The sequence below is a fragment of the Pseudomonas sp. JQ36 genome, from assembly GCF_053851495.1.
Map to the genome: position 1 here is coordinate 832,180 of NZ_CM132642.1, position 21,951 is coordinate 854,130.

Here is a 21,951-nt window from a genome sequence, read left to right on the forward strand (position 1 = left end):
GTCTTTTCTGACCGGCGCGCCAAGCCTTGCCGTGCCGGATTTTCCGGTGAACGAGGCATGGTCGTACCTGCTCGACGGTTTCCCGGCTGACCATAGGGGCAACAGCCATGAAACTTACGCTCAAGGAATTTTTCGCAGGCTTCCTGCGTACACGCCACATCGCCCGGCACTTCCGTCGTCTGGCGCTGCTGGAATCGATCACCGACACCACGGTCAGCCGTGAAGTCCCGCCCACTCTGGCCAATACCCTGGTCGATGCGGCCCAGCGCGACAGCGGCGAACTGCTGGCGTCACTGGGTACCCACGCCGATGGCCTGACCGACTTTGAGGTCGATGCACTGCGCGCGCAGCACGGCCTCAACGAAGTCGAACACGAGCAGCCGCTGCCGTGGTGGACTCACCTGTGGCACTGCTACAAAAACCCGTTCAACCTGCTGCTGACTCTGTTGGCGGTGATCTCGTGGCTGACCGAAGACCTGAAAGCCGCTACGGTGATTTTCTCCATGGTGGTGCTGTCGACGCTGCTGCGCTTCTGGCAGGAAAGCAAATCCAACCAGGCCGCCGATGCGCTCAAGGCGATGGTCAGCAACACCGCCACGGTGATGCGCCGCGACGAGCCGCGCATCGAACTGCCGATCAAACAACTGGTGCCGGGCGATCTGATCGTACTGTCGGCTGGCGACATGATTCCCGCCGACTGCCGGGTGCTCAGCGCCAAGGATTTGTTCGTCAGCCAGGCGGCTATGACCGGTGAATCGATGCCGGTGGAAAAATTCGCCCGGCAGGCCGACCGCGACACGCGCAACCCGCTGGAGCTGGAGAACATCCTGTTCATGGGCACCAACGTGGTGTCCGGCACGGCGGTGGCGGTGATTCTGACCACCGGCAACAGCACCTATTTCGGCGCGTTGGCGCAGCGGGTCGGCGCGACTGACCGCGCGGTGACCTCGTTCCAGCTGGGCGTGAACAAAGTCAGCTGGCTGCTGATCCGCTTCATGTTCGTGATGGCGCCGCTGGTGCTGTTCATCAACGGTTTCACCAAGGGCGACTGGACCGAAGCGCTGCTGTTCGCGCTGTCGATTGCCGTGGGCCTGACCCCGGAAATGCTGCCGATGATCGTCACCTCGACCCTGGCCAAAGGTGCGGTGTTCCTGTCGCGCAAGAAGGTCATCGTCAAACGTCTGGACGCGATCCAGAACTTCGGCGCCATGGACGTGCTGTGCACCGACAAGACCGGCACCCTGACCCAGGACAAGATCTTCCTCGCGCGCAATGTCGATGTCTGGGGTGAAGACTCTGATGACGTGCTGGAAAAGGCCTACCTCAACAGCTACTACCAGACCGGGCTGAAAAACCTGCTCGACGTGGCGGTGCTGGAACACGTGGAAATCCATCGTGAACTGAAGGTCGGCACGGCATTTCGCAAGGTCGATGAGATCCCGTTCGACTTCAACCGCCGGCGCATGTCGGTGGTCGTGGAGGGGCGTGGCGAACCGCATCTGCTGATCTGCAAAGGCGCGGTGGAAGAAGTGTTGGCGGTGTGCACCCGCGTGCAGCACGGCGAAGTCGAAGAAGCCTTGAGCGATGAATTGCTGACCCGGATTCGTCAGGTCACCGCAGCATTCAACGCTGAGGGCTTGCGCGTGGTGGCGGTGGCTGCCCGCTCGATGCCGGAAGGTCGCGACACTTACAGCCTGGCGGATGAACAGGAACTGACGCTGATCGGTTACGTGGCATTCCTCGATCCACCGAAGGAAAGCACCGCGCCGGCGCTCAAGGCTCTGGCCGAACACGGCGTGGCGGTCAAAGTGCTGACCGGTGACAACGAACTGGTGACCGCCAAGATCTGCCGCGAAGTCGGTCTGGCGCAACAGGGCTTGCTGCTGGGCAACGACATCGAGCGCATGAGCGACGCCGAGCTGGCCGTGGCGGTGGAGAAAACCAATGTGTTCGCCAAGCTGACGCCGTCGCACAAGGAACGCATCGTGCGCATCCTCAAGGGTAACGGTCATGTGGTCGGTTTCATGGGCGACGGCATCAACGACGCGCCGGCGTTGCGCACTGCCGACATCGGGATCTCGGTAGACAGCGCGGTGGACATCGCCAAGGAAGCCGCTGACATCATCCTCCTGGAAAAGAGCCTGATGGTGCTGGAGGAGGGCGTACTCGAGGGGCGCCGCACCTTCGCCAACATGCTCAAGTACATCAAGATGACCGCCAGCTCGAACTTCGGCAACGTGTTCTCGGTGCTGGTCGCCAGTGCGTTCATTCCGTTCCTGCCGATGCTGCCGATGCACCTGCTGGTACAGAACCTGCTCTACGACATTTCGCAGATCGCGATTCCGTTCGACAACGTCGATGACGAGATGCTGAAAAAGCCGCAACGCTGGCAGCCGGCGGATGTCGGACGCTTCATGCTGTTCTTCGGGCCGATCAGTTCGATCTTTGACATCACCACGTTCGCCTTGATGTGGTACGTGTTCGATGCCAACACCCCGGATCACCAGACGCTGTTCCAGTCCGGCTGGTTCGTGGTGGGCTTGCTGACCCAGACGTTGATCGTGCACATGATCCGCACGCCGAAGATTCCGTTCCTGCAAAGCCGCGCAGCCATGCCGCTGCTGGTGATGACCGGAATCATCATGGCGGTCGGGATCTTCCTGCCGATGGGGCCGCTGGCCAACTACTTCAAACTGCAGGCGCTGCCGTCGCTGTACTTCGTGTTCCTGCCGATGATCCTGCTGGCGTACATGGCGCTGACCCAGGCGGTGAAAGGCTTCTACATCCGCCGGTTCGGCTGGCAATAACAGCAGGACAACGCTGTTCCCTCTGTAGGAGTGAGCCTGCTCGCGATGGCAATCCGTCAGTCAAAATTTCAACGACTGACACACCGCTATCGCGAGCAGGCTCACTCCTACAGGGGATTCGGATGTTTTCAAGGACAAGACTATGCAAGCCATCAACAACCTCAACCTCGATTCACTGCTCGACACGCTGGTCAGCCTCAGCGCAGCGTTCATCCTCGGTGGCCTGATCGGTTTCGAGCGCCAGTACCGGCAGCGCACCGCCGGCCTGCGCACCAACGTGCTGGTGGCGGTCGGCGCGGCGATTTTTGTCGACATGGCCAACCGTCTCGGCGGCGCTGAAGGCGCGGTGCGGGTGGTCGCCTACGTGGTTTCCGGCATCGGCTTTCTCGGCGCCGGGGTGATCATGCGCGAAGAAGGCAACGTGCGCGGCCTCAACACCGCCGCGACCCTGTGGACGTCAGCTGCCGTTGGCGCCTGCGCCGGTGCCGACCTGCTGGCCGAAGCGCTGCTCGGCACGCTGTTCATCCTCGCCGCCAACACGTTGCTGCGGCCGATCGTCAACAACATCAACCGCCAGCCACTGGACGTGGTCTCGGCCGAAGTCACCAACATCGTTTACGTGATCGCCCGGCGCTCGCAGCAGAAAGCCGTGTTCGCCCTGCTCGAAGCCGAGCTGGAACGCAGCAACTACCCGGCCAGCGACGTCGATGTACACGCCTTCGGTGCCGACGAAATCGAGATCGAAGCCACGTTGGCGACGACTTCGGTCGACGGCGATGAACTTGATGCCCTGGTGGCACGCATCTCGACTTCAGCGTTGGTGGTGCAGGCGTTCTGGAGTCCGAGTACCACCGAATAAGGCCACAACGTTGGGCAGCCATTCGGCATGGCTCATGGGTGCGGATGAATGACCGGTTTTTTAGGAAAAGTCCTACAGAACTGCTCCTGAGGCTTGCGTAGTCTTGGCGCACCCATCCACCTCACGAGATCGAGCATGATCAATAAAGCCCTGCGTATCCTGATTGCCGATTCGCAGCATTTTCACCGGATGAAAATCGAGCGCCTGTTCAATGGCCTCGAATACTTCCGGGTTGCTCCGGTACAGAGTCTGTTTGAGCTGCTGACCCTGGTGGACTATGGCTGTGCACCGTTCGACGTCGTGGTCATCAACGCCGAGCTGGCGGCCGGATCGCTGGACCTGCCGGGGTTTTTCCTCAACAACCCGCAGGTGCGCCACGCCCTGATCTATAACGAGCCCTCGGCACCTGCGCTGACACCCGCAGGCTTCGCTCAGGAAAACCTGCAGATCAGCCATGTCGGCCTGCCCAATGCGGCCGCGATCAAGCACCTGATGGCGCGGGTCGACGTTGCCCCAGTATGTGCTGCCAATGCCTGGAACCCGGCGCCAGCCTTGCAACGCCGGGCTTGAGCACGAATTCCACTTTTGCGCAACTGTCAGATCTGACAGGTAGATACGACTGGCTTCCCGTGTAACAGTTCTTGCGCAGCCACCCCGGCCGGAACAGCCGATACCGGTGGCGCCATCGTCTTGTTTTTGCCCTGGGAGCGGTCATGAAGTCAGCGCTGATCGTCGATGATCATCCGGTGGTGCGGGCTGCCGTGAAACTTGTGCTCGAAGCCGAAAGGTTCAGGGTGATTCATGAAGCGTCGAGCGCCAGCGAAGCCCTCGAGCTTAGCCGTGAGCAAAAACCGGAACTGGTGATACTCGATCTCAAGTTGCCGGGGGTGGGTGGACTGGAAGCGCTGGAGCGGCTGAAGGCCAACGACCCCGAATGCAAGGTTCTGATCTTTACTTCCCAGGATCCGCTCTACTATCAGGACCGCTGTATGCGCGGCGGTGCGATGGGCTACGTAGCCAAAACCAACCAGTTGCTGCAACTGCACAAGGCAATCCAGGCACTGATGTCTGGCTATTCCTATTTTGCTGCGCTGCCTGAAAAAGCGCATTCGTCGAGCCCGTTGCACCGCAGCGAAACCCAACTGATCGACCAGCTCTCCAATCGTGAACTGAGCATTCTCGAGCAACTGGCGATGGGCAAACTCAACAAGGCGATCGCCGAAACCATGCACCTGAGTCATAAAACCGTCAGCACTTACAAAACCCGCTTGATGAAAAAGCTCGGTATCAATTCAACTGTGCACTTGCGCGATTTCGCCAAGCGCAACCATCTGATCTGAGTGCTCGGTTGAATCCGCGACGCTGGTGCTGGTTGCTGTGGTTGAGCTTCACGGCCACCTGCTGGGCCAGTGAGTCGCCGCAGCCTCTGGAGTTATTGAGCCAGGCCGCACTGGAGAACATTCAGGTTCCGCTCGACCCACAGGATCAACAGTGGCTACGCCGCCATCCGACGTTGCGCATCGGGATTTCCGGGCCCGATTATCCACCGTTCGAGATCACGCGAAATCGGCAGGAGCTGGAAGGCCTCACCGCCGACTATGCCGAGCTGCTGGCGCAACTGCTCGGGGTGCGGATCGAGGTGCAACGCTACGCCAACCGCGACGCGGTGATGAGCGCACTCAAGCGCGGCGAACTCGATCTGCTGGGCACCTCGAACAATTTCGAGCTGGCCGACCCGGATTTCATCCTGTCGCGCCCTTATGCCGAAGACCAACCGATGCTGGTGACCCGGCTCGACGACACGTTGCCGGCCGACCTGGCAGGCAAACGCATCGCCATGGTCGAGGACTATCTGCCGCTGGCCAGTGTGCAGTCGTTATATCCCGAGGCGAACGTGCAGCGTTACTCCTCGGCAATGGATGCGCTGGGTGCGGTGGCATTCGGAGTCGATGACGGCTATCTCGGCGACCTGATCAGCGCCAACTACCTGATCAACACCAATTACCGCAATGACCTGCAACTGGCCGGGCCATCGGGCCTGGATGCCAATCCCTTCGGTTTCGCCCTGCTGCGCAGTGAGGTGCGCCTCAAACGCATCATCGACAAGGCGCTGGCGGCCATTCCCATGGAGCGCCGACAGCTTATCGAGCAGCGCTGGAGTGCGGGGGGCGCGCACATGGCCGCGCAGTCACGGGTACGCCTCAGTGTCAGCGAGCAGCAGTGGCTGGAGCAACATCCTCGGGTGCGGGTCGGGGTGATCGAGGATTTCGCCCCGCTGACATTTTTTGATGCCGACGGGCGATTCAACGGGTTATCGGCGCAATTGCTCAACTTGATCAGTCAGCGCAGCGGGCTGCAATTCGAGGTGATCCGTGGGCGTTCGCTGGACCGCCAGATCGTGCAGCTCAAGGCCGGTGAACTCGACGTGTTGCCGGTGGTGACCCCGAGCAGCGAACGGGAAACCGAGCTGCAATTCACCCGTGCCTATCTGAACAATCCGTTTGTGCTGGTCAGCGCGACGACGGCCGGCAGCCCGCGCAGCCTCGCCGATCTGCCGGGCAAACGGCTGGCGATTTATCGCGGTCATCCATTGCGCGACTTTATTCTGCAGCAGGTGCCCGGGATCCGTCTGGTGGAGGTGCGCAGCCCGGCCGAGGGCATGGAGCAGATCGCCAAAGGCCAGGCCGACGTGACCGTCAGCTCGCTGCTGGTGGCGCGGTTTCTGATTGCCCGTCATTACCGCGAGCGCCTGCGCATCACCAATACCATCGGCGATCAGCCGGCACGTATTGCCCTGGCCACCGCAGCGCAGGATACGGCGCTGCACACGATTCTGAACAAGGCGCTGCTGAGCATCGCGCCACAACAGATGGACGAACTGGTCGAGCGCTGGAGCCATGACGTGGTCGTGGAAGAGAGCTATTGGCAGCGTCATCGCCGCGAAATCCTGCTGGCGTTTGCCGCTGCGGCAGGGTTGCTGTTGCTGGCCTTGGCCTGGATCGGTTTTCAGCGCTCGCAACTGCGCCAGCGTCAGCAGTGGCTGCAGCAGTTGCAGCAAGCCAAGGATGCCGCCGACGACGCCAATCGGGCCAAGACTACGTTTCTGGCGACCATGAGCCATGAAATCCGCACGCCCATGAATGCCCTGATCGGCATGCTCGAAATGGCCCTCAAACGTGCCGAGGAGGGCGTCATCGACAAGCTGGCAATCGAGGTCGCGTCCGCTGCCGGCCAGCAATTACTGGCGTTGATCGGTGACATTCTCGATATCGCACGCATCGAGTCCGGGCATTTGTCCCTCGCGCCGGAGCGGGCCAATCTGCGTGAACAAGTGATCGCGGTGTGCCGCGTATTCGAGGGGTTGGCGCGGGAGAAACGCCTGCTGTGGCAGGTCGAACTGGATGCGCACAGTGACGTTGAGGTTCTGCTCGACCCGACACGCTTCAAGCAAGTGCTGTCAAACCTGTTGAGCAACGCGATCAAGTTCACCGAGCACGGGCAGGTCAGTCTGCAACTGGCGGTGACCAGGGCGGCGCTTGGCCAGTTGGCCGTGAAACTAGCGATTGCAGACAGCGGAATTGGCATCAGTGCCGATGACCGCAAACGCCTGTTCAGTCCGTTCGTCCAGGCCGCTAATCAAGGCCAGTCAGCGCGTAGCGGTTCGGGGCTGGGCCTGGTGATCAGCCGTAACCTCTGCGAAATGATGGGTGGCACTCTGCGCCTGAACAGCGAGCCGGGGCATGGAACGCGGGTTGAGGTAAACCTGCAGCTGCCGCTGTTGACCGCGCTCGAACCCGAGACGGCAGGCCCGCAAGTGGCGGATACGCCAGCGCGTTCGCTGAGCGTGCTGGTGGTGGACGATCATCCGGTCAACCGCTTGCTCCTGTGCCGGCAACTGAGTGAACTGGGCCACGCTACGGTCGATGTCGAGGATGGTGAGCTGGGCTTGCAGCGCTGGCGAACACAGGCTTTCGATGTGCTGATCACCGATTGCAACATGCCCCGGCGCAACGGTTACGAACTCGCTCGGACACTTCGTGAAGAAGAGGCGGCGAGCGGTCGGGCACGCTGCGTGATCCTCGGCTTTACCGCCAACGCGCAGGTCGAGGAGAAAATCCGTTGTCTTGAGGCCGGCATGGACGATTGTCTGTTCAAGCCAATTCGCTTGCACGATCTGCAACAGGCATTGAAGACGGTCAGCCGCGGCGACAGAGATCACCTCTCGAACCCGACACCGCCGCTGCCCGAGATCGACCTGAGCGCGCTTGAGCAGATGGCCGGGGACAATCCTGCAGTGATGCAACGCCTGCGCGAACAAGTGCTGCGCAGTTTGCAAGAGGATCTGCAACGGCTGGACGCTGCGCGCCAGCCACAGGATCTGAGCGAATTAACCACCCTGGCGCACCACATCAAGGGCGGTGCGCAAATGGTCGGTGCCGCGCGGGTGGCGGCGGCGTGCGCGGAGCTCGAACAGGCGTGTCGCGACGCCGAAACCCTGGCGGTCCACCGCTCGGCGGATGCGCTGCGCACGGCCATGCTCGGCCTCGCGCAGCGGCTTCAGGACTGAGCGATCAATCCCACTGCGGCGCAATGCCTTTCGGGCTGGTCAGGCGCTGGCCGCGCTCCAGACCGGCGATCAGCGCCATGTCGGACTCGCTCAGGGTCAGCGCGGTGGCGCCGAGGTTGCTTTGCAGGTTGGCGCGTTTGGTCGACGATGGAATCACCGCGTACCCCGACTGCATCGCCCAGGCCAGCGTGACCTGCGCCGGGGTCGCTTGCAGGCGTTCCGCGATCTGCTGGATCACCGGATCCTTCAGCACTTCGCCATAGGCGAGGGTCATGTAGGAAGTGATCTGGATGCCCTGGCTGCGGGCGAACTCGATCACTTTGCGGTTTTGCAGGTACGGGTGCAGTTCGATCTGGTTGGTGGCGATGTTGTCTGCGCCAACCGCTGCGATGGCCTGTTGCATCAGCTCGATGGTGAAGTTGGACACGCCGATCTGCCGGGTCAGGCCCAGACGTTTGGCTTCGAGCAGCGCGCCCATGAATTCGGCGACCGGCACCTGATCTTCCGGCGACGGCCAGTGGATCAGCGTCAGGTCGAGGTAGTCGGTCTGCAGCTTCTGCAGGCTTTCCTTGAGGCTGTCGATGAGACGATCCTTGGCGAAGTTGGCGACCCAGATCTTGCTGGTGATGAACAGCTCTTCACGAGCAATGCCGCTGGCGGCGATGGCCTGGCCAACCTCGGCTTCGTTTTCGTAGATCTGTGCGGTGTCGATGGCGCGGTAACCGAGTTCAAGGCCGGTGCGCACCGAATCGATGACCACCTGACCTTGCAGGCGAAACGTACCCAGACCAAAAGCGGGAACAGACATTGATGACTCCAGGGTTGCAGTGGGAATGGGCAGGAGTATCCGCGTCTGTGTCCTTGAGAAAAACCGCTGGTGGGGCAAAGCACTGTTGAGCAGAAGTCATGAATCTTTCCCGATAGTTGTGTTGTCCGGACTGGCACCTTCGCGAGCAAGCCCGCTCCCACAAGGGATCGAGATTCAAAAGTGGGACTGTTCTAAATATGGAACACTAAAGCCGGTTTTTGCCGGCTAGTCCTCCAGCCGTCATGGATTTAAGCTCAATCCATTGCGTCACCCACCTTTTGGAGGCAACCATGAAAAACATCATCGGTATCTACACCAGCCCTCGCGGCCATTGGGTCGGCGATGGCTTCCCGGTTCGCACCCTGTTTTCCTACGACAACCTGGGCAAACACATCAGCCCGTTTCTGCTGCTCGATCACGCAGGACCTGCCGAATTCACTCCGACCACCGAGCGCCGTGGCGTCGGCCAGCACCCGCACCGTGGTTTTGAAACGGTGACCATCGTCTACGACGGCGAAGTGCAGCACCGCGACTCCACCGGCAGCGGCGGCACCATCGGCCCCGGCGATGTGCAGTGGATGACCGCCGCGTCCGGGATCCTTCACGAGGAGTTCCACTCGGATGATTTCGCCAGAACCGGCGGCAAGCTGGAAATGGTGCAGCTGTGGGTCAACCTGCCGGCCAAGGACAAAATGGCTGCGCCCGGCTACCAGACCATTCTCGACGGCGATATTCCGAATATCGCGCTGAAGGACGATGCCGGCCGGCTGCGGCTGATCGCTGGTGAGTTCGATGGGCATAAAGGCCCGTCGCACACTTTCACGCCGATCGACGTCTGGGATCTGCGGCTCAATGCCGGCAAGTTGCTGACGCTCGATCTGCACGAAGGGCGCAACACCGCGCTGGTGCTGTTGAAAGGTTCGGTGCAGATCAACGGTGTGGAAACTGCGGGTGTCGGGCAGTTGGTGCTGTTCGAGCGCGACGGTCGTCAGTTGACCCTTGAGGCCAGTGAAGATGCAGTGGTGCTGCTGCTCAGCGGCGAGCCGATTGACGAACCGATTGTCGGCCACGGCCCGTTCGTGATGAACACCGAGCAGGAGATTCATCAGGCATTCGCCGACTTCCAGTCCGGGCGTTTTGGCCAAATGCGCGGGTAAATTCTCACCCCTGTGGGAGCGGGCTTGCTCGCGAAGGCGGAGGGTCAGTCAATGCATGTTTGACTGACCCTCCGCCTTCGCGAGCAAGCCCGCTCCCACATTGGTTTCCGGATGTTTTTGCGCGGGCGTTGTTCCTCTGAAATCAATTACTCCTACACTTGCCCAATCTGTGCGATCTTCTCGCGATTGGGCCCTGTCGGAGTGCGTTGATGTTGTCTTTTTTGACCGAACATCCGTTGTTTTGCGCGTTGATCCTGATCCTCCTCGATCTGGGTCTGTGGCGCCTGATCAGCTCCCGTGGCAGCGAGTGGAAGCTGCTGGTGCGGGTGCTGATTTTCACCCTGTTCAGTGCGGTATTGTTCAACGAAGGCCTCAACCCGATGGAGCCGGCGCCGTGGGCTGACAACGTGCCGCTGCATCTGGCGGCGACGGGGTTGCAGATCGGCTGGTGGCTGTTCGGCGCGCGTACCCTGACCGTGCTGATCGGCGCGGTGATGATGCAGCGCGTCGGGCACACCGGACGACTGTTGCAGGATCTGCTCGGTGCGGTGATTTTCCTGATCGCGATTATCGCGGCCCTGGCTTACGTGCTGGATCTGCCGGTCAAAGGTGTGCTGGCGACGTCCGGCGCCTTGGCGATCATCGTCGGTCTGGCGTTGCAGAGTACTCTGAGCGACGTGTTCTCCGGGATCGTGCTCAACACCACCAAGCCGTATCAGATCGATGACTGGATCTCGATCGATGGCACCGAAGGCCGGGTCATCGACATCGACTGGCGCGCCACGCGTCTGCAGACCAGTCAGGGCAGCATGGCGGTGATTCCCAACTCGCTGGCGGCCAAGGCCAAGATCATCAACTTCAGCCGACCGAGCAACATGTTCGGCCTGGCTGTCAGTGTGCAGGTCAGCCCGCATGCGCGACCGACCACCGTGATCGATGCATTGGAGCGGGCGATGCAGGGCTGCCGCCCGCTGCTGGACAATCCTTCGCCAAGCGTCGCGCTCAAGAGCTCCAGCAGCGCTGGCGCGGAATATGAGATCAGCGGTTTTGTCTCGTCGATGGATCAGAAACGCTCGGTGCGCAATCAGCTGTTCGATCTGGCTTACCGGCACTTGCAGGCGTCCGGGGTAAATCTGTTGTCGAGCGTGGAGCCGAATGCGCCAAGCGGCCTGTCGCGGCCACGGGCGCTGCTCGACAGTTCGCCGATTTTCTCCACCCTGCGCCAGGAAGAGAAAGACACCTTCAGCCAGAACATGACCCTGCAAACCTTCCGCGCCGGGGAAACGATCCTGGAGGCCGGGGAGGTCAGCGATCATTTGTTCATCATCGAATCGGGCGTGGTCAGCGTGACCTTGACCCGCCATGGCAGCCCGTTTGAATCCGGGCGCATGGGGCCGGGGGAGGTGATCGGCGAGGCCGGGATCCTCTCCGATTCGTCGGTGCCGGCGACCTTCGTGGCGAAAACCTTCTGCGCGTTGTATCGCATCGAGAAGACCTACCTGAAGCCGTGTCTGGATGCCCGCCACGACATCAACGAGGCGATGAAAGCCTTGCTCGATTATCGCCTGCACAAGGCTCAGACCCTGACCCAGGACGTGCCGCCCGTGGTGGCGAAATCCGGGTTTCTGCAGTGGTTGCGCAATCGCGTGTGATGCGGTGGTCTACTCGTCTTCCGGGAGATTGGCTATTTGTGCGGAGCGGGGGTGGGACTACCTTAGTCACACATTCACTGGCCCCGGAAACTCACCATGCAAACTCGTACCGATTTCTACACCGCTTCCCCTGACGCCCTGAAAGCGATGATGGCCCTGGAAACCGCGGTCTCGAAACTGCCGCTGGAAAAGACCCTGGTTGAACTGGTCAAGCTGCGCGCTTCGCAGATCAACGGCTGCGCCTTCTGCATCGACATGCACACCGCTGACGCGATCAAGGGCGGCGAAACCCCGCGCCGGCTGTTCGCCCTCACCGCGTGGCGTGAAGCGCCATTCTTCACCGAGCGCGAACGTGCTGCACTGCTGTGGACCGAGTCGCTGACCCAACTGAGCCTGACCCACGCCCCGGACGAAGACTACGACATCGTCGCGGCGCAATTCACGCCCAAGGAAATGGTCGACCTGAGCGTGGCGATCAACACCATCAACAGCTGGAACCGTCTGGCGGTGGGCTTCCGCAAAATCCCGCAGCTCTAAGCCCCAGACACAATCTTTTGTAGGAGTGAGCCTGCTCGCGATAGCGATTATCCGTTCAACATTAATGTTGAATGAACTGGCGCCATCGCGAGCAGGCTCACTCCTACAGGGGGCATGCATTGCAGATCTGGATCAATGCCCATCCGCACTCGGCGCGGCCGGTGGTTGTACCTTGCGCATCAAGGGCACCATCGCCGTGGCGATGATGAAGCACAGCATGATCATCAAAAAGGTGTCGCCGTAGGTCTGGGTCTGCGCCTCGCGGTAGGTCAGTAGCCATAGCTGACGCAGGCCGGCGGTGACGCCGACGTCACCGCTCTGACCCAGCGTCGCCAGGTTGCCACCGACCTGCGCCAGCCACTGATTCATCGCCTCGTTGCTGCTGTTCAAATGCTCGGCCAAGCGGGTGAAGTGCAAGTTGGTGCGGTCATTGAGAATGGTCGCGCACGCGGCAATACCGATCGCCCCGCCCAGATTGCGCATCAGGTTGAACAGCCCCGAAGCGTGCTTCAAGCGTGCCGGTGCCAAACCTCCCAATGTCAGTGTCACTGCCGGCGGCACCGCCAGTTGCTGGGCGATCCCGCGCAGCGCTTGCGGTAGCATCAACTCAGCGGAACCCCAGTCGTGGGTGATCGGACTGAACTCCCACATCGACACCGCAAACAAGCCCAGGCCGATCATCATGATCCAGCGCAGATCCATGCGATTGGCGAGAAAGGCATACAGCGGAATCGCCATGATCTGGAACACCCCGGTGGAAAAAACCGCCAGACCAATGTCCAGCGCGCTATAGCCACGCACCCGTCCAAGAAACAGCGGAGTCAGGTAAATCGTTGCGAACAGGCCGATCCCGGTGACAAAGGAAAAGAAACAACCCAAGGCAAAGTTGCGATCCTTGAGCGCGCGTAGATCGACGATCGGGTTGGCCACGTGCAAGGTGCGCCCGATAAAGGCCAGACCCGCCAGAGCGCTGATCCACGCCGTGGTCAGAATCGTTTGATCGCTGAACCAGTTCCAGCGCGGGCCTTCTTCGAGGGTGTATTCCAGGCAGCCGAGAAACAGCGCAAGAAACCCCATGCTCAGGTAGTCCGCACCCTTGAGCAGCGACAGCTCCGGCTGGTCGATCTTCACCAGCATCGGCACGGCCACGGCGACGAAAATCCCCGGCACCAGATTGATGTAGAACAGCCAGTGCCACGATGAAATGTCGGTGATCCAGCCGCCGATCACCGGCCCCAAGGTCGGCGCCAGCGACGCCACCGCACCGATGGTCGCGGCGGCGATTACCCGTTGTTTGCCGCTGAAGAAAAAGAACGCGGTGGTGAACACCAGCGGGATCATCGAACCGCCGAGAAAGCCTTGCAGCGCGCGAAAGGCGATCATGCTCTGGATGTTCCAGGCCACGCCGCAGAGCAGGCTGGCCAGAGTAAAACCGACCGCCGAGGCGCAGAACAGCCAGCGTGTGGAGAACACCCGCGACAGCCAGCCCGACAGCGGGATCACGATGATTTCGGCGATCAGGTAACTGGTCTGCACCCACGCGGTTTCGTCGGTGCCGGCCGAGAGTCCGCCGCCGATGTCACGCAGCGACGCCGAGACGATCTGGATGTCCAGCAGCGCGATGAACATGCCGATGCACATCGTGGCGAAGGCGAACACTTTGGTCGCGGTGGCCATGTCGGCGGCGTTGAACGGTTGCGCCGGGGCGGTGAGGGCGGTGCTCATGGCGCGACGGCCACGGCGCTGGTTTCGGCTTGTGCGCGGGTGTCGACTTCAGCGGTGACCGACAGCCCCGGCCGCAGATGCCCGAGTACGCCGTCGGCCGGATCGAGCAGGATGCGCACCGGCACCCGCTGGACGATTTTGGTGAAGTTGCCGGTGGCGTTCTCCGGCGGCAGCACGCTGAATTGCGAGCCGGTGGCCGGGGCGAGGCTGTCGAGGCGGCCGTGGAACTCCTGGCCGGAAAGCACGTCAGCACGGATGCTCACCCGTTGTCCGGGTTTCATCCGCGCCAGTTGGTCCTCCTTGAAATTCGCATCCACCCACAGACCGCTGGCCGGCACCACCGACAACTGTTGCGAACCGGCCTGGGCATAGGCGCCGACCCGCGCGCGGCGGTTGCCGATCACGCCGTCAACCGGCGCGCGCAGCTCGGTGTAGCCGAGATTCAACTGCGCCAGATCACGCTCGGCGCGGGCCTGTTGCAGGGCGGCGCGGGCCTGTTGTTTCTGAGTGTCGATCACCGCCAGTTGGCGCTGTGCGGCGAGCAGTTCGGCCTGGGCACGCGCACTCAGGGCCTGAGCGGTCTTGAAGGTGGCGTCGGCGCGCTGGGCACTTTTCACCGACACGGCATTGGTGCTGACCAGGCGTTTGTAGCGCGCATTGTCATCCCGCGAGCGGGCGGTTTCGGCACCGGCGGCATCGATGCCGGCGCGGGCCTGGCCGATCACTGCTTGCTGCAATTGCTCGGTAGCGTCGAGGTTAGCCAACAGCGCTTCTTCGGCGGCGACTGCGCCTTCGGCTTTGGCGAGGTTGGCGCGATAGTCGCGCGCGTCGAGGCGGATCAGCACGTCGCCGGCCTTCACCGACTGGTTGTCGCTGACCAGCACTTCTTCGATGTACCCGGCGACCTTCGGCCCGATCACCGTGACGTTGCCACCGATGTAGGCATCGTCGGTCTCTTCGAGAAAACGCCCGGTGCCCCACCAATGACTGGCGTACACGCCGACCACGATCAGCGCGATCAGGCCAGAGCCGGTCAGCAGCAGGCGCTTGCGCAGTGGCGGCTTGGCGGGGGAGACCGGGGCAGACAGGTCTGGCTCAAGGGTGGGCATGCTGGTCATTGCGTAATACCTGCGAAAACGGGCTGTTATTACGGCTGTAATATGACGTGAGTAATATTTTGTGGCAATTGAATTTTTGTGCCGGCCGTCAGTTGCTTGCCAGCACTCGGGGTTTGGAGCGGGTTAGATAAACGACAGCGTCGTTAATACGGGACAGGTCTTCGAGAACCCAATGAAAAGCCTCGGGGAAACCCTGATGGAGTGGCGTTGAACACAGCAAAATCAATTGTTTAAGAAATGTAAGCGCTGTAGGAAGCGTCTTGCATTTGTGTAGGAAGGCTCTGACTATCACCAGCATTGATGAAGTGGCATTACGCCATTTTATGATTGCAAGGATGTTGCGTGCCGTATTCGCTTCGCGTTGTTTCTCGTCGTCGTTCTACGCTTTGCCCGCTGTTGTCGGCCTTTGTGTTGAGTGTGTGTGCTTCCTCGATTCAAGCGGCTGACCCTGTTGCGCCGGGCCAGGAAGTGCTGCGCCAGCAGCAACAGCAACAGCGCGATCTGCAACAACTGCAAATGGAACAGCGCAAGCGCCAACTGGAGCGCGGTGCGTTCGGCCCGGCACCGGTCACCCCGGCGATCCCGCAAACCGTCACCCCCGATGAGCGCTGCTGGCCGCTAAGCGGCACGCGCATTGGCGGCGTCACGCTGATCGACAGCGCCAAGCTCAACGCCCGGATCAAACCGCTGCTGGCGCCGTGCATGGGCGTCGGTCAGATCAACCATCTGCTGGCGACCATCACCGCCGCCTACGTCGAGCAGGGCTACATCGCCAGCCGCCCGTACCTGTTGAGCGCGCCGGCGGCGGGGCAGTCGCTGGACATCATGATCGACGAGGGCTACATCGAGTCCATCGAACTGGCCGATCAGAGCCTGCCCGTTTCGCTGGGCGGCGCGTTCCCGCACATGCTCGGCCAGCCGCTGAACCTGCGCGATCTGGAGCAGGGCCTGGATCAGTTGAACCGCTTGCGCTCGATTGACCTGACCGCCGACATCGCCCCCGGCAGCCAGCCCGGCGCGTCGCGAATCATCCTGCGTTCGCGCACGGCCGGGCAGTCGCGCTGGGCGTTGGGCCTGGGCATGGACAACCTCGGCAGCGCCAGCACCGGGCGTGATCGCGATACCGTCAGCCTGAGCTTCGACAGCCCGTTGCAACTCAACGATCTGTTGAGCCTCAGTGCCAGCGACACGTCGAATCAGGGCGACCGCTACAGTCGCAACGCCAGCCTGTATTACGCGATTCCCTACGGCTACTGGACCTACAGCGCGTTCGCCAGCCACGCCGAATATCGCGCGCCGTTCAAACTGCCCAGCGCGACCTTGTACAGCACCGGCATCACCGATCAACTGAGCCTGCGCGCCGACCGCGTGTTGTGGCGCGACCAGAGCCGCCAGCTCAGCGCCAACCTGCAACTGGCGCACAAAGACGTCGACAGCTATCTGGAAAATGTCCGTCTGGGCATTCAAAGCCCGACGCTGACCGTGGCCGAAGCCGGACTCAATCTGTTCTGGCTCGACCGTGCGGTGTGGAACCTCGACTTCACCTATTCGCAAGGCCTGCGCTGGCTGGGCGCCGATGACGACGCCAATCACGTGGTCAGCAACCTGCCCAAAGCGCAGTTTCGCAAGTACCGCGCCGGCCTCAGCCAGTGGCGCAACGGCCAGTTCGGCGCGCAAGCGTGGCAGTGGCAGAGTCAGCTCAATCTGCAATACAGCCCCGACCCGTTGCCGGCCATCGAACAACTGCTCGGCACCGACGATTCGGCGGTGCGCGGTTATCGGGTCAGCAGCGCATCCGGTGCCAGCGGCGCGATCTGGCGCAACACCTTGCGTCTGCCGCTGCGCAGCGATTGGCCGCTGCAGATCACCCCGCGCGTGGGCTTGGACAACGGCTGGCTCAAGGCCGATCACGGTGCTCAGGGCCAACGCCTGAGCGGTGCCAGCGTCGGGCTGAATCTGGGCTGGAAGAATCTGCAAGTGGACGTCGATTACCAACGCGCCCTCAACACCCCTAAAGGTTTGCAGCACGAGCCAGAGACCTGGCTGATGCGCGTGGGGTTGCAGATATGAGCACCACCGAAACCTATCAAGCAGTGAACAAACAGCCGTCGGATCTGAGCGTGACAGCCACGGCCAAGACCAAATCGCGCGCCGTGATGCCGTACTTACATGGAGACGTTTTTATGCCAGCACACACCTTTGCATTCCATCTTTCTCCTCGGGGCAAATTGCGCTGGGCGATCGCCAGCCTGTTCTTCGCCGTGCACCTGCCCAGCGCCATCGCCGGCGGTGTGGTGGTCGCTCCCGGCCCCGGCGGCACCGCGCAATTGCAGACCCAGGGCGGCGTGCCCATCGTCAACATCGTCGCGCCCAACGGTGCGGGCCTGTCGCACAACCAGTTCCTCGACTACAACGTCGACCGTCAGGGGCTGGTGCTGAACAACGCCTTGCAGGCCGGGCAGTCGCAGCTCGCCGGGCAACTGGCGGCCAACCCGCAATTGCAGGGGCAGGCGGCGAGCGTGATCCTCAACGAGGTGATCAGCCGCAACCCTTCGGCCATCAACGGCGCCCAGGAAATCTTCGGCCGCGCGGCCGATTATGTGCTGGCCAACCCCAACGGCATCTCGGTGAACGGCGGCAGTTTCATCAACACGCCTAACGCCAGTCTGCTGGTCGGTCGTCCGGAGTTGAACGACGGCAAACTGCAAGCCTTGAACACCCGCGACGCCAGCGGTCAGTTGCAGATTCAGAGTGGCGGCCTGCGTAACGCCGAGGGTTCGGTCAACCTGATCGCCCCGCGTATCGACAGCCAGGGCCGCATCGACGTCCGCGATCAACTGAACCTCACGGTCGGACGCAATCAGGTCGATTACGCCAGCGGGCAGGTCAAAGCTGTGGATCCGGCTGGCAGCACTAAAGATCAACGCATCGACGCCAGCCTGTTCGGCGCGATGCAGGCCGGGCGCATCAACATCGTCAGCACCGCCGAAGGCGCGGGCGTGCGTGTGGGGGCGGTGCAAGTGGCCGGACGTGACGGCGTGCAGATTCGTTCCGCCGGCGACCTCAGCGTCAGCGGTGAAGCCATCCCCAACAGCCTCGAAGTGACCCGTGCCGGCATTCGCAGCAGTCAGGGTGATGTCGGCCTGCACAGCGGCAACGATCTGACGCTGGCCGCCACAGATGTCAGTGCTCGCGACGTCAACGTCAATGCCAAGCGCAACCTGACCCTGAGCAGCGTCGAAAGCCGCAAGCTCCAGGAGCAGCGTGAAAACTGGAGCAACAGCACCATCGGCATCACCTGGGAAACCTACGACCGCACCCAGACCGACAGTGACACTCGCCAGCACGGCAGCCAGATCGTCGCCAGCCGCGACGTCAAGCTGAATTCCGGCAAAGACACCGAACTCAAAGCCGCCAAGGTTGAAGCGGCGAAAAATCTCGATGTGCAGAGTGGCGGCGATCTGCGCCTGAGCGCGGCCAGCGAAAGCCACACCCAGACCGATCAGGGCAACCATCGCAAGCATCTCTGGAAGGCTGACTGGAACAACAGCAGCGAAGAACAGCGCAGCATCGGCAGTCAGTTGAAGGGCGGCAATATCGCGCTGCAAACCGCCGCGTTGCTGCGTTCCGAAGGTGCTGAACTGAACAGCGCCGGCGATGTGAAACTGGCGGGCAAGCAAGTTGACGTCACCACCGCCACGCGCACCAGTCGCAGCAACAACAACAGTTACTCCGGCGATCTGGTGGGCGGCGGTTTCTTCGGCAAGACCGGTGACGCTGACAAGGGTCAGACCCGGCATCAGGGCAGCAAAATCAATGCGGCGGGCAAACTGATCGTCAAGGCTGACGACGTGCGCATCAGCGGCAGCGAGGTCCGTGGCGGCACCGAGGCCAGCGTGATCAGCGATCAGGGTTCGCTGGTGATCGACGGTGTGCAGGACACTTCGCACAGCAACAACCACGACAAGGACAGCAAGTTCTTCGGTATCAGCAAGGATGAGTCGCGGCAGAACGCCAAAGACAGCACCACGCTGCGCAGCGAGCTGGTGTCCGACAGCAACCTCAAGCTCAAAAGTGCAAAGGACATCGAAGTCGCCGGCTCCACGGTCAAGGCCGGTGGTGCGCTGACGGCGGACGCTGCCGGTGATGTGAACGTGCATTCCACGCAGAACACTCACGACAGCAGCTCGACCACTGAGACCCGTGGCTTCGAAGCCTACGCCAAAGAGCAAACGCCGGAGCAATACCGCGCCGGGGTGCACTACGAAGACAAGCAGCAAACCGTCACCCGTAACGACGTCAACCAGCAAGGCTCGAGCCTCAGCGGTGGCAGCGTGCAAGTGAAGGCCGGCGGCGATCTGACGATCAAGGGCGGTGAAGTCAAATCCACTGCTGGCGACACTACGCTGAGCGGCAAGAATGTGTCGTTGCTGGCCGAACAGGACAGCCACAAAACTTCGACCGACACCTCCAGCACCGGCGGTGGTTTCTACTACACCGGTGGCCTCGACCGCGCTGGCAGTGGCGTCGACTTTGCCCACAGCACCACGCAAGACAGCAGCAGCAAAACCACCGCGCAAACCACCAATGTGCAAAGCAGCGGCAGCCTGAACATCAATGCCGACAAACTGCTGACCGAAGGCGCGCAGGTCAAGGCTGGCAACGGTTTGAACGTCGCGGCCAACGAGATCGACAACCGCGCCGCGAGCAACACCGAAAGCAGCACTCACAACCAGAGCAACTGGTCGGCGGATATCGGCGCCAACGTCGAATACAAGGACATCGCCCGCCCGATTGCCGGTGCAGTCAAGGATGTGCTCAACGGCAAGGTGCCGGACAAGGAAGCCCTGAGCAATCTTGGCCAGCCGAACGTCGGCCTCGACGTGGCGATCGGTCACGGCAGCGCCGACAAGACCGAGCACAACAGCAACGCCGTAGTCAGCCGTTTCGACGGTGGCAGTGTCGAGGTGAAAACTGCCGGCACCCTGCACGACCAGGGCACCCAGTACAGCGCGAGCAACGGCAAGGTCAACATCAGCGCCGACAAACTGGTCGCCGATGCCGCGAGCAACACCCACAGCAGCACCGATAACTCAGTGGACGCCAAGGTCGACGTGCGGGTCTACACCAAGACCGGCGAAGACGTGAACGTCGCCGGCAGCGGTGCCGGTGGCAACAGCTATAGCAGCAAGGACAGCAGCACCGCAGTGGTCGGCGGTTTTGCCGGCAGTCAGGGCGTGAACATCAAAGTGGGCGGTGACGCGCAGTTCGCCGGCAGCCGTTTCGACGGCGGCCAGGGCGGTGTGAGCATCAAGACCGGCGGCGATCTGGCGCTGAATCAGGCCACTGACCGCCAGAGCAGCAGCGACTCCAGCCTGCGCGGCAACGGCTCGCTGACGGTCGGTACCTTGCCGGGCACCGACGGCACCAACGTCGACCTCGGCGCCGGGTTCCAGCTCGATCACACCGGCAAGCAGACCACTGACACTCAGGCCCATGTGGCGAGCATCAGCGGCAACGGTCCGGTGCAACTGAGCAGCGGCGGCAATCAGGTTCAGCAAGGCACGAAGATCGACAGCGTCGGCGCTATCGATCTGCACGCTGATGGCAAGCTTGATCTGCAAGCGGCCGTTGATACGCACACCGCGACTGGCAGCAATCTCGGCGGCGGTTTGAAGGGCGGCGGCAGCAAATCCAGCAGCGAGAAGAGTCGTGATCAGGGCGGTAACCTGAGCGGCAACTTCAACATCGGCCGGATCAACGAAAGCTCGCAGACGTTGACCGGTGGCCAGCTCAACAGCCAGAGCGGGGTCGCGCTGAGCGGTGACGCGGTGCACCTGCAAGGCACGCAAGTCAGTGCGCCGAACGTGAGCATCGATACGCAGAAGGGCGGTTTGATTCAGGAGTCGGCGCAGTCCACCGAGAGCCGCAACAACTGGAACGTTGCACTGAATGCCGGCGGCAATCTGAGCAGCAAGACCCCGACCGCAGCCGATGAAAAGGCCAGCAGTGACCACGGCTTCAACGCCGGGGCCAAGGTCGGCGTCGATTACCTGCAAGGCACCACCCGGCAGAACAGCCAGATCAAGGCTGACAGCGTGGTACTCAATAGCGCAGGCGATGCGCAACTGTCGGGCGCGCGGATCGATGCGAAAACGGCCAGCGGCAAGGTTGCCGGTGATCTGACCGTCGAAAGCCGTCAGGACTCGAAGACGCAAGCCAAGGTCGATGTCGATCTGGGCCTGACCGCGAAGAAGAACCCACCAAGCGACAAGGAAAAACTCGCCGGCACCGACTACAAACCGACGCTGAAAGCGCAGGGTGAATACGCGCATAAAGACAGCGTGGCGCAGGCGTCCGCCATCAGTGGCAATCAGGGTGTGAAGTTGAACGTTGGTGGTGGCACGCAGCTGACCGGCGCGCGGATCTCGGCGACTGAGGGCAAAGTGGATCTGGGGGCTTCGAAAGTCGGTAGCAGCGATCTGGTCAACCGTGAATACGGAGTGAAAGCCGGACTGGATCTGCCGCAGAAAACCGAGGAGAACGCACCCAAGGTGTCGTTCGATAACGGCAATCTGAAAGTCGGTCCGGTGACCCTGAGCGGCAATCTGGACAGCCAGACCCTACAGGCCGGGATCGACGAAAAAGGCTGAGCAGCACCGCTGTAAAAACTGTGGGAGCGGGCTTGCTCGCGAAGGCGGTGGTTCAGTCGATAAATTAG

Annotated in this window: 13 protein-coding genes; 10 read left to right on the forward strand and 3 right to left on the reverse strand. The window is 61.8% G+C overall.

Translation table 11 applies throughout. From position 1 onward, the window contains the following. Positions 1-107: 107 nt before the first annotated feature. The 5 genes from mgtA (at position 108) to ACS4NR_RS03835 (ending at position 8,233) form a co-directional block, all read left to right on the forward strand. Positions 108-2,807: a magnesium-translocating P-type ATPase gene (gene mgtA, locus ACS4NR_RS03815; RefSeq protein WP_456019127.1), complete on the forward strand. Its 2,700-nt coding sequence runs from the start codon at positions 108-110 to the stop codon at positions 2,805-2,807. Positions 2,808-2,949: 142 nt separating this feature from the next. After that, positions 2,950-3,666: an MgtC/SapB family protein gene (locus ACS4NR_RS03820; RefSeq protein ID WP_330207829.1), complete on the forward strand. Its 717-nt coding sequence runs from the start codon at positions 2,950-2,952 to the stop codon at positions 3,664-3,666. A gap of 135 nt (positions 3,667-3,801) precedes the next feature. Then, positions 3,802-4,236 (forward strand): chemotaxis protein CheY, encoded by a 435-nt coding sequence (locus ACS4NR_RS03825; protein ID WP_095138706.1) that lies wholly within the window; start codon positions 3,802-3,804, stop codon positions 4,234-4,236. A gap of 143 nt (positions 4,237-4,379) precedes the next feature. Next, positions 4,380-5,006 (forward strand): response regulator, encoded by a 627-nt coding sequence (locus tag ACS4NR_RS03830; RefSeq protein ID WP_456019128.1) that lies wholly within the window; start codon positions 4,380-4,382, stop codon positions 5,004-5,006. An 8-nt stretch (positions 5,007-5,014) separates the two neighbouring features. Beyond that, positions 5,015-8,233, forward strand: coding sequence for a transporter substrate-binding domain-containing protein (locus ACS4NR_RS03835; RefSeq protein ID WP_456019129.1), 3,219 nt, complete (start codon positions 5,015-5,017; stop codon positions 8,231-8,233). Positions 8,234-8,237: 4 nt separating this feature from the next. Here the strand turns inward: ACS4NR_RS03835 and dkgB are convergent, their stop codons facing one another. Beyond that, entirely contained in the window at positions 8,238-9,041 is an 804-nt protein-coding gene (gene dkgB, locus ACS4NR_RS03840) for a 2,5-didehydrogluconate reductase DkgB (protein WP_456019130.1), read from the reverse strand. Between the two features lie 290 nt (positions 9,042-9,331). On the opposite strand from dkgB, the gene ACS4NR_RS03845 reads away from it, so the two are divergent. From ACS4NR_RS03845 to ACS4NR_RS03855, 3 genes are all read left to right on the forward strand, one after another. Beyond that, positions 9,332-10,198, forward strand: coding sequence for a pirin family protein (locus ACS4NR_RS03845; RefSeq protein WP_456019131.1), 867 nt, complete (start codon positions 9,332-9,334; stop codon positions 10,196-10,198). 209 nt (positions 10,199-10,407) lie between these two features. Then, positions 10,408-11,850 (forward strand): mechanosensitive ion channel domain-containing protein, encoded by a 1,443-nt coding sequence (locus ACS4NR_RS03850; protein WP_456019132.1) that lies wholly within the window; start codon positions 10,408-10,410, stop codon positions 11,848-11,850. Positions 11,851-11,946: 96 nt separating this feature from the next. After that, positions 11,947-12,387: a carboxymuconolactone decarboxylase family protein gene (locus ACS4NR_RS03855; protein ID WP_456019133.1), complete on the forward strand. Its 441-nt coding sequence runs from the start codon at positions 11,947-11,949 to the stop codon at positions 12,385-12,387. A gap of 132 nt (positions 12,388-12,519) precedes the next feature. Here ACS4NR_RS03855 and ACS4NR_RS03860 read toward each other — a convergent pair whose 3' ends face one another. Continuing rightward, a complete protein-coding gene (locus ACS4NR_RS03860; protein WP_456019134.1) occupies positions 12,520-14,112 on the reverse strand; it encodes a DHA2 family efflux MFS transporter permease subunit in 1,593 nt (530 codons plus the stop codon). After that, on the reverse strand, positions 14,109-15,230 hold the full coding sequence (locus tag ACS4NR_RS03865; protein WP_456019135.1) for an HlyD family secretion protein: 1,122 nt from the start codon (positions 15,228-15,230) through the stop codon (positions 14,109-14,111). Before ACS4NR_RS03865 ends, ACS4NR_RS03860 begins: the two co-directional genes overlap by 4 nt. Positions 15,231-15,572: 342 nt before the next feature. Between ACS4NR_RS03865 and ACS4NR_RS03870 the strand changes: the two genes are divergently transcribed. Together ACS4NR_RS03870 and ACS4NR_RS03875 are read left to right on the forward strand one after the other, a co-directional pair. Further along, entirely contained in the window at positions 15,573-17,300 is a 1,728-nt protein-coding gene (locus ACS4NR_RS03870; RefSeq protein ID WP_456019136.1) for a ShlB/FhaC/HecB family hemolysin secretion/activation protein, read from the forward strand. A 113-nt stretch (positions 17,301-17,413) separates the two neighbouring features. Then, positions 17,414-21,883 (forward strand): hemagglutinin repeat-containing protein, encoded by a 4,470-nt coding sequence (locus ACS4NR_RS03875; RefSeq protein ID WP_456019137.1) that lies wholly within the window; start codon positions 17,414-17,416, stop codon positions 21,881-21,883. Positions 21,884-21,951 lie beyond the last annotated feature (68 nt).

Bases quoted from the DNA above. Each gene is read 5' to 3' on its own strand.
- mgtA (WP_456019127.1), top strand. From the start codon at position 108: ATGAAACTTACGCTCAAGGAATTTTTCGCAGGCTTCCTGCGTACACGC.
- ACS4NR_RS03820 (WP_330207829.1), top strand. From the start codon at position 2,950: ATGCAAGCCATCAACAACCTCAACCTCGATTCACTGCTCGACACGCTG.
- ACS4NR_RS03825 (WP_095138706.1), top strand. From the start codon at position 3,802: ATGATCAATAAAGCCCTGCGTATCCTGATTGCCGATTCGCAGCATTTT.
- ACS4NR_RS03830 (WP_456019128.1), top strand. From the start codon at position 4,380: ATGAAGTCAGCGCTGATCGTCGATGATCATCCGGTGGTGCGGGCTGCC.
- dkgB (WP_456019130.1), bottom strand. From the start codon at position 9,041: ATGTCTGTTCCCGCTTTTGGTCTGGGTACGTTTCGCCTGCAAGGTCAG.
- ACS4NR_RS03845 (WP_456019131.1), top strand. From the start codon at position 9,332: ATGAAAAACATCATCGGTATCTACACCAGCCCTCGCGGCCATTGGGTC.
- ACS4NR_RS03850 (WP_456019132.1), top strand. From the start codon at position 10,408: ATGTTGTCTTTTTTGACCGAACATCCGTTGTTTTGCGCGTTGATCCTG.
- ACS4NR_RS03855 (WP_456019133.1), top strand. From the start codon at position 11,947: ATGCAAACTCGTACCGATTTCTACACCGCTTCCCCTGACGCCCTGAAA.
- ACS4NR_RS03860 (WP_456019134.1), bottom strand. From the start codon at position 14,112: ATGAGCACCGCCCTCACCGCCCCGGCGCAACCGTTCAACGCCGCCGAC.
- ACS4NR_RS03865 (WP_456019135.1), bottom strand. From the start codon at position 15,230: ATGACCAGCATGCCCACCCTTGAGCCAGACCTGTCTGCCCCGGTCTCC.
- ACS4NR_RS03875 (WP_456019137.1), top strand. From the start codon at position 17,414: ATGCCAGCACACACCTTTGCATTCCATCTTTCTCCTCGGGGCAAATTG.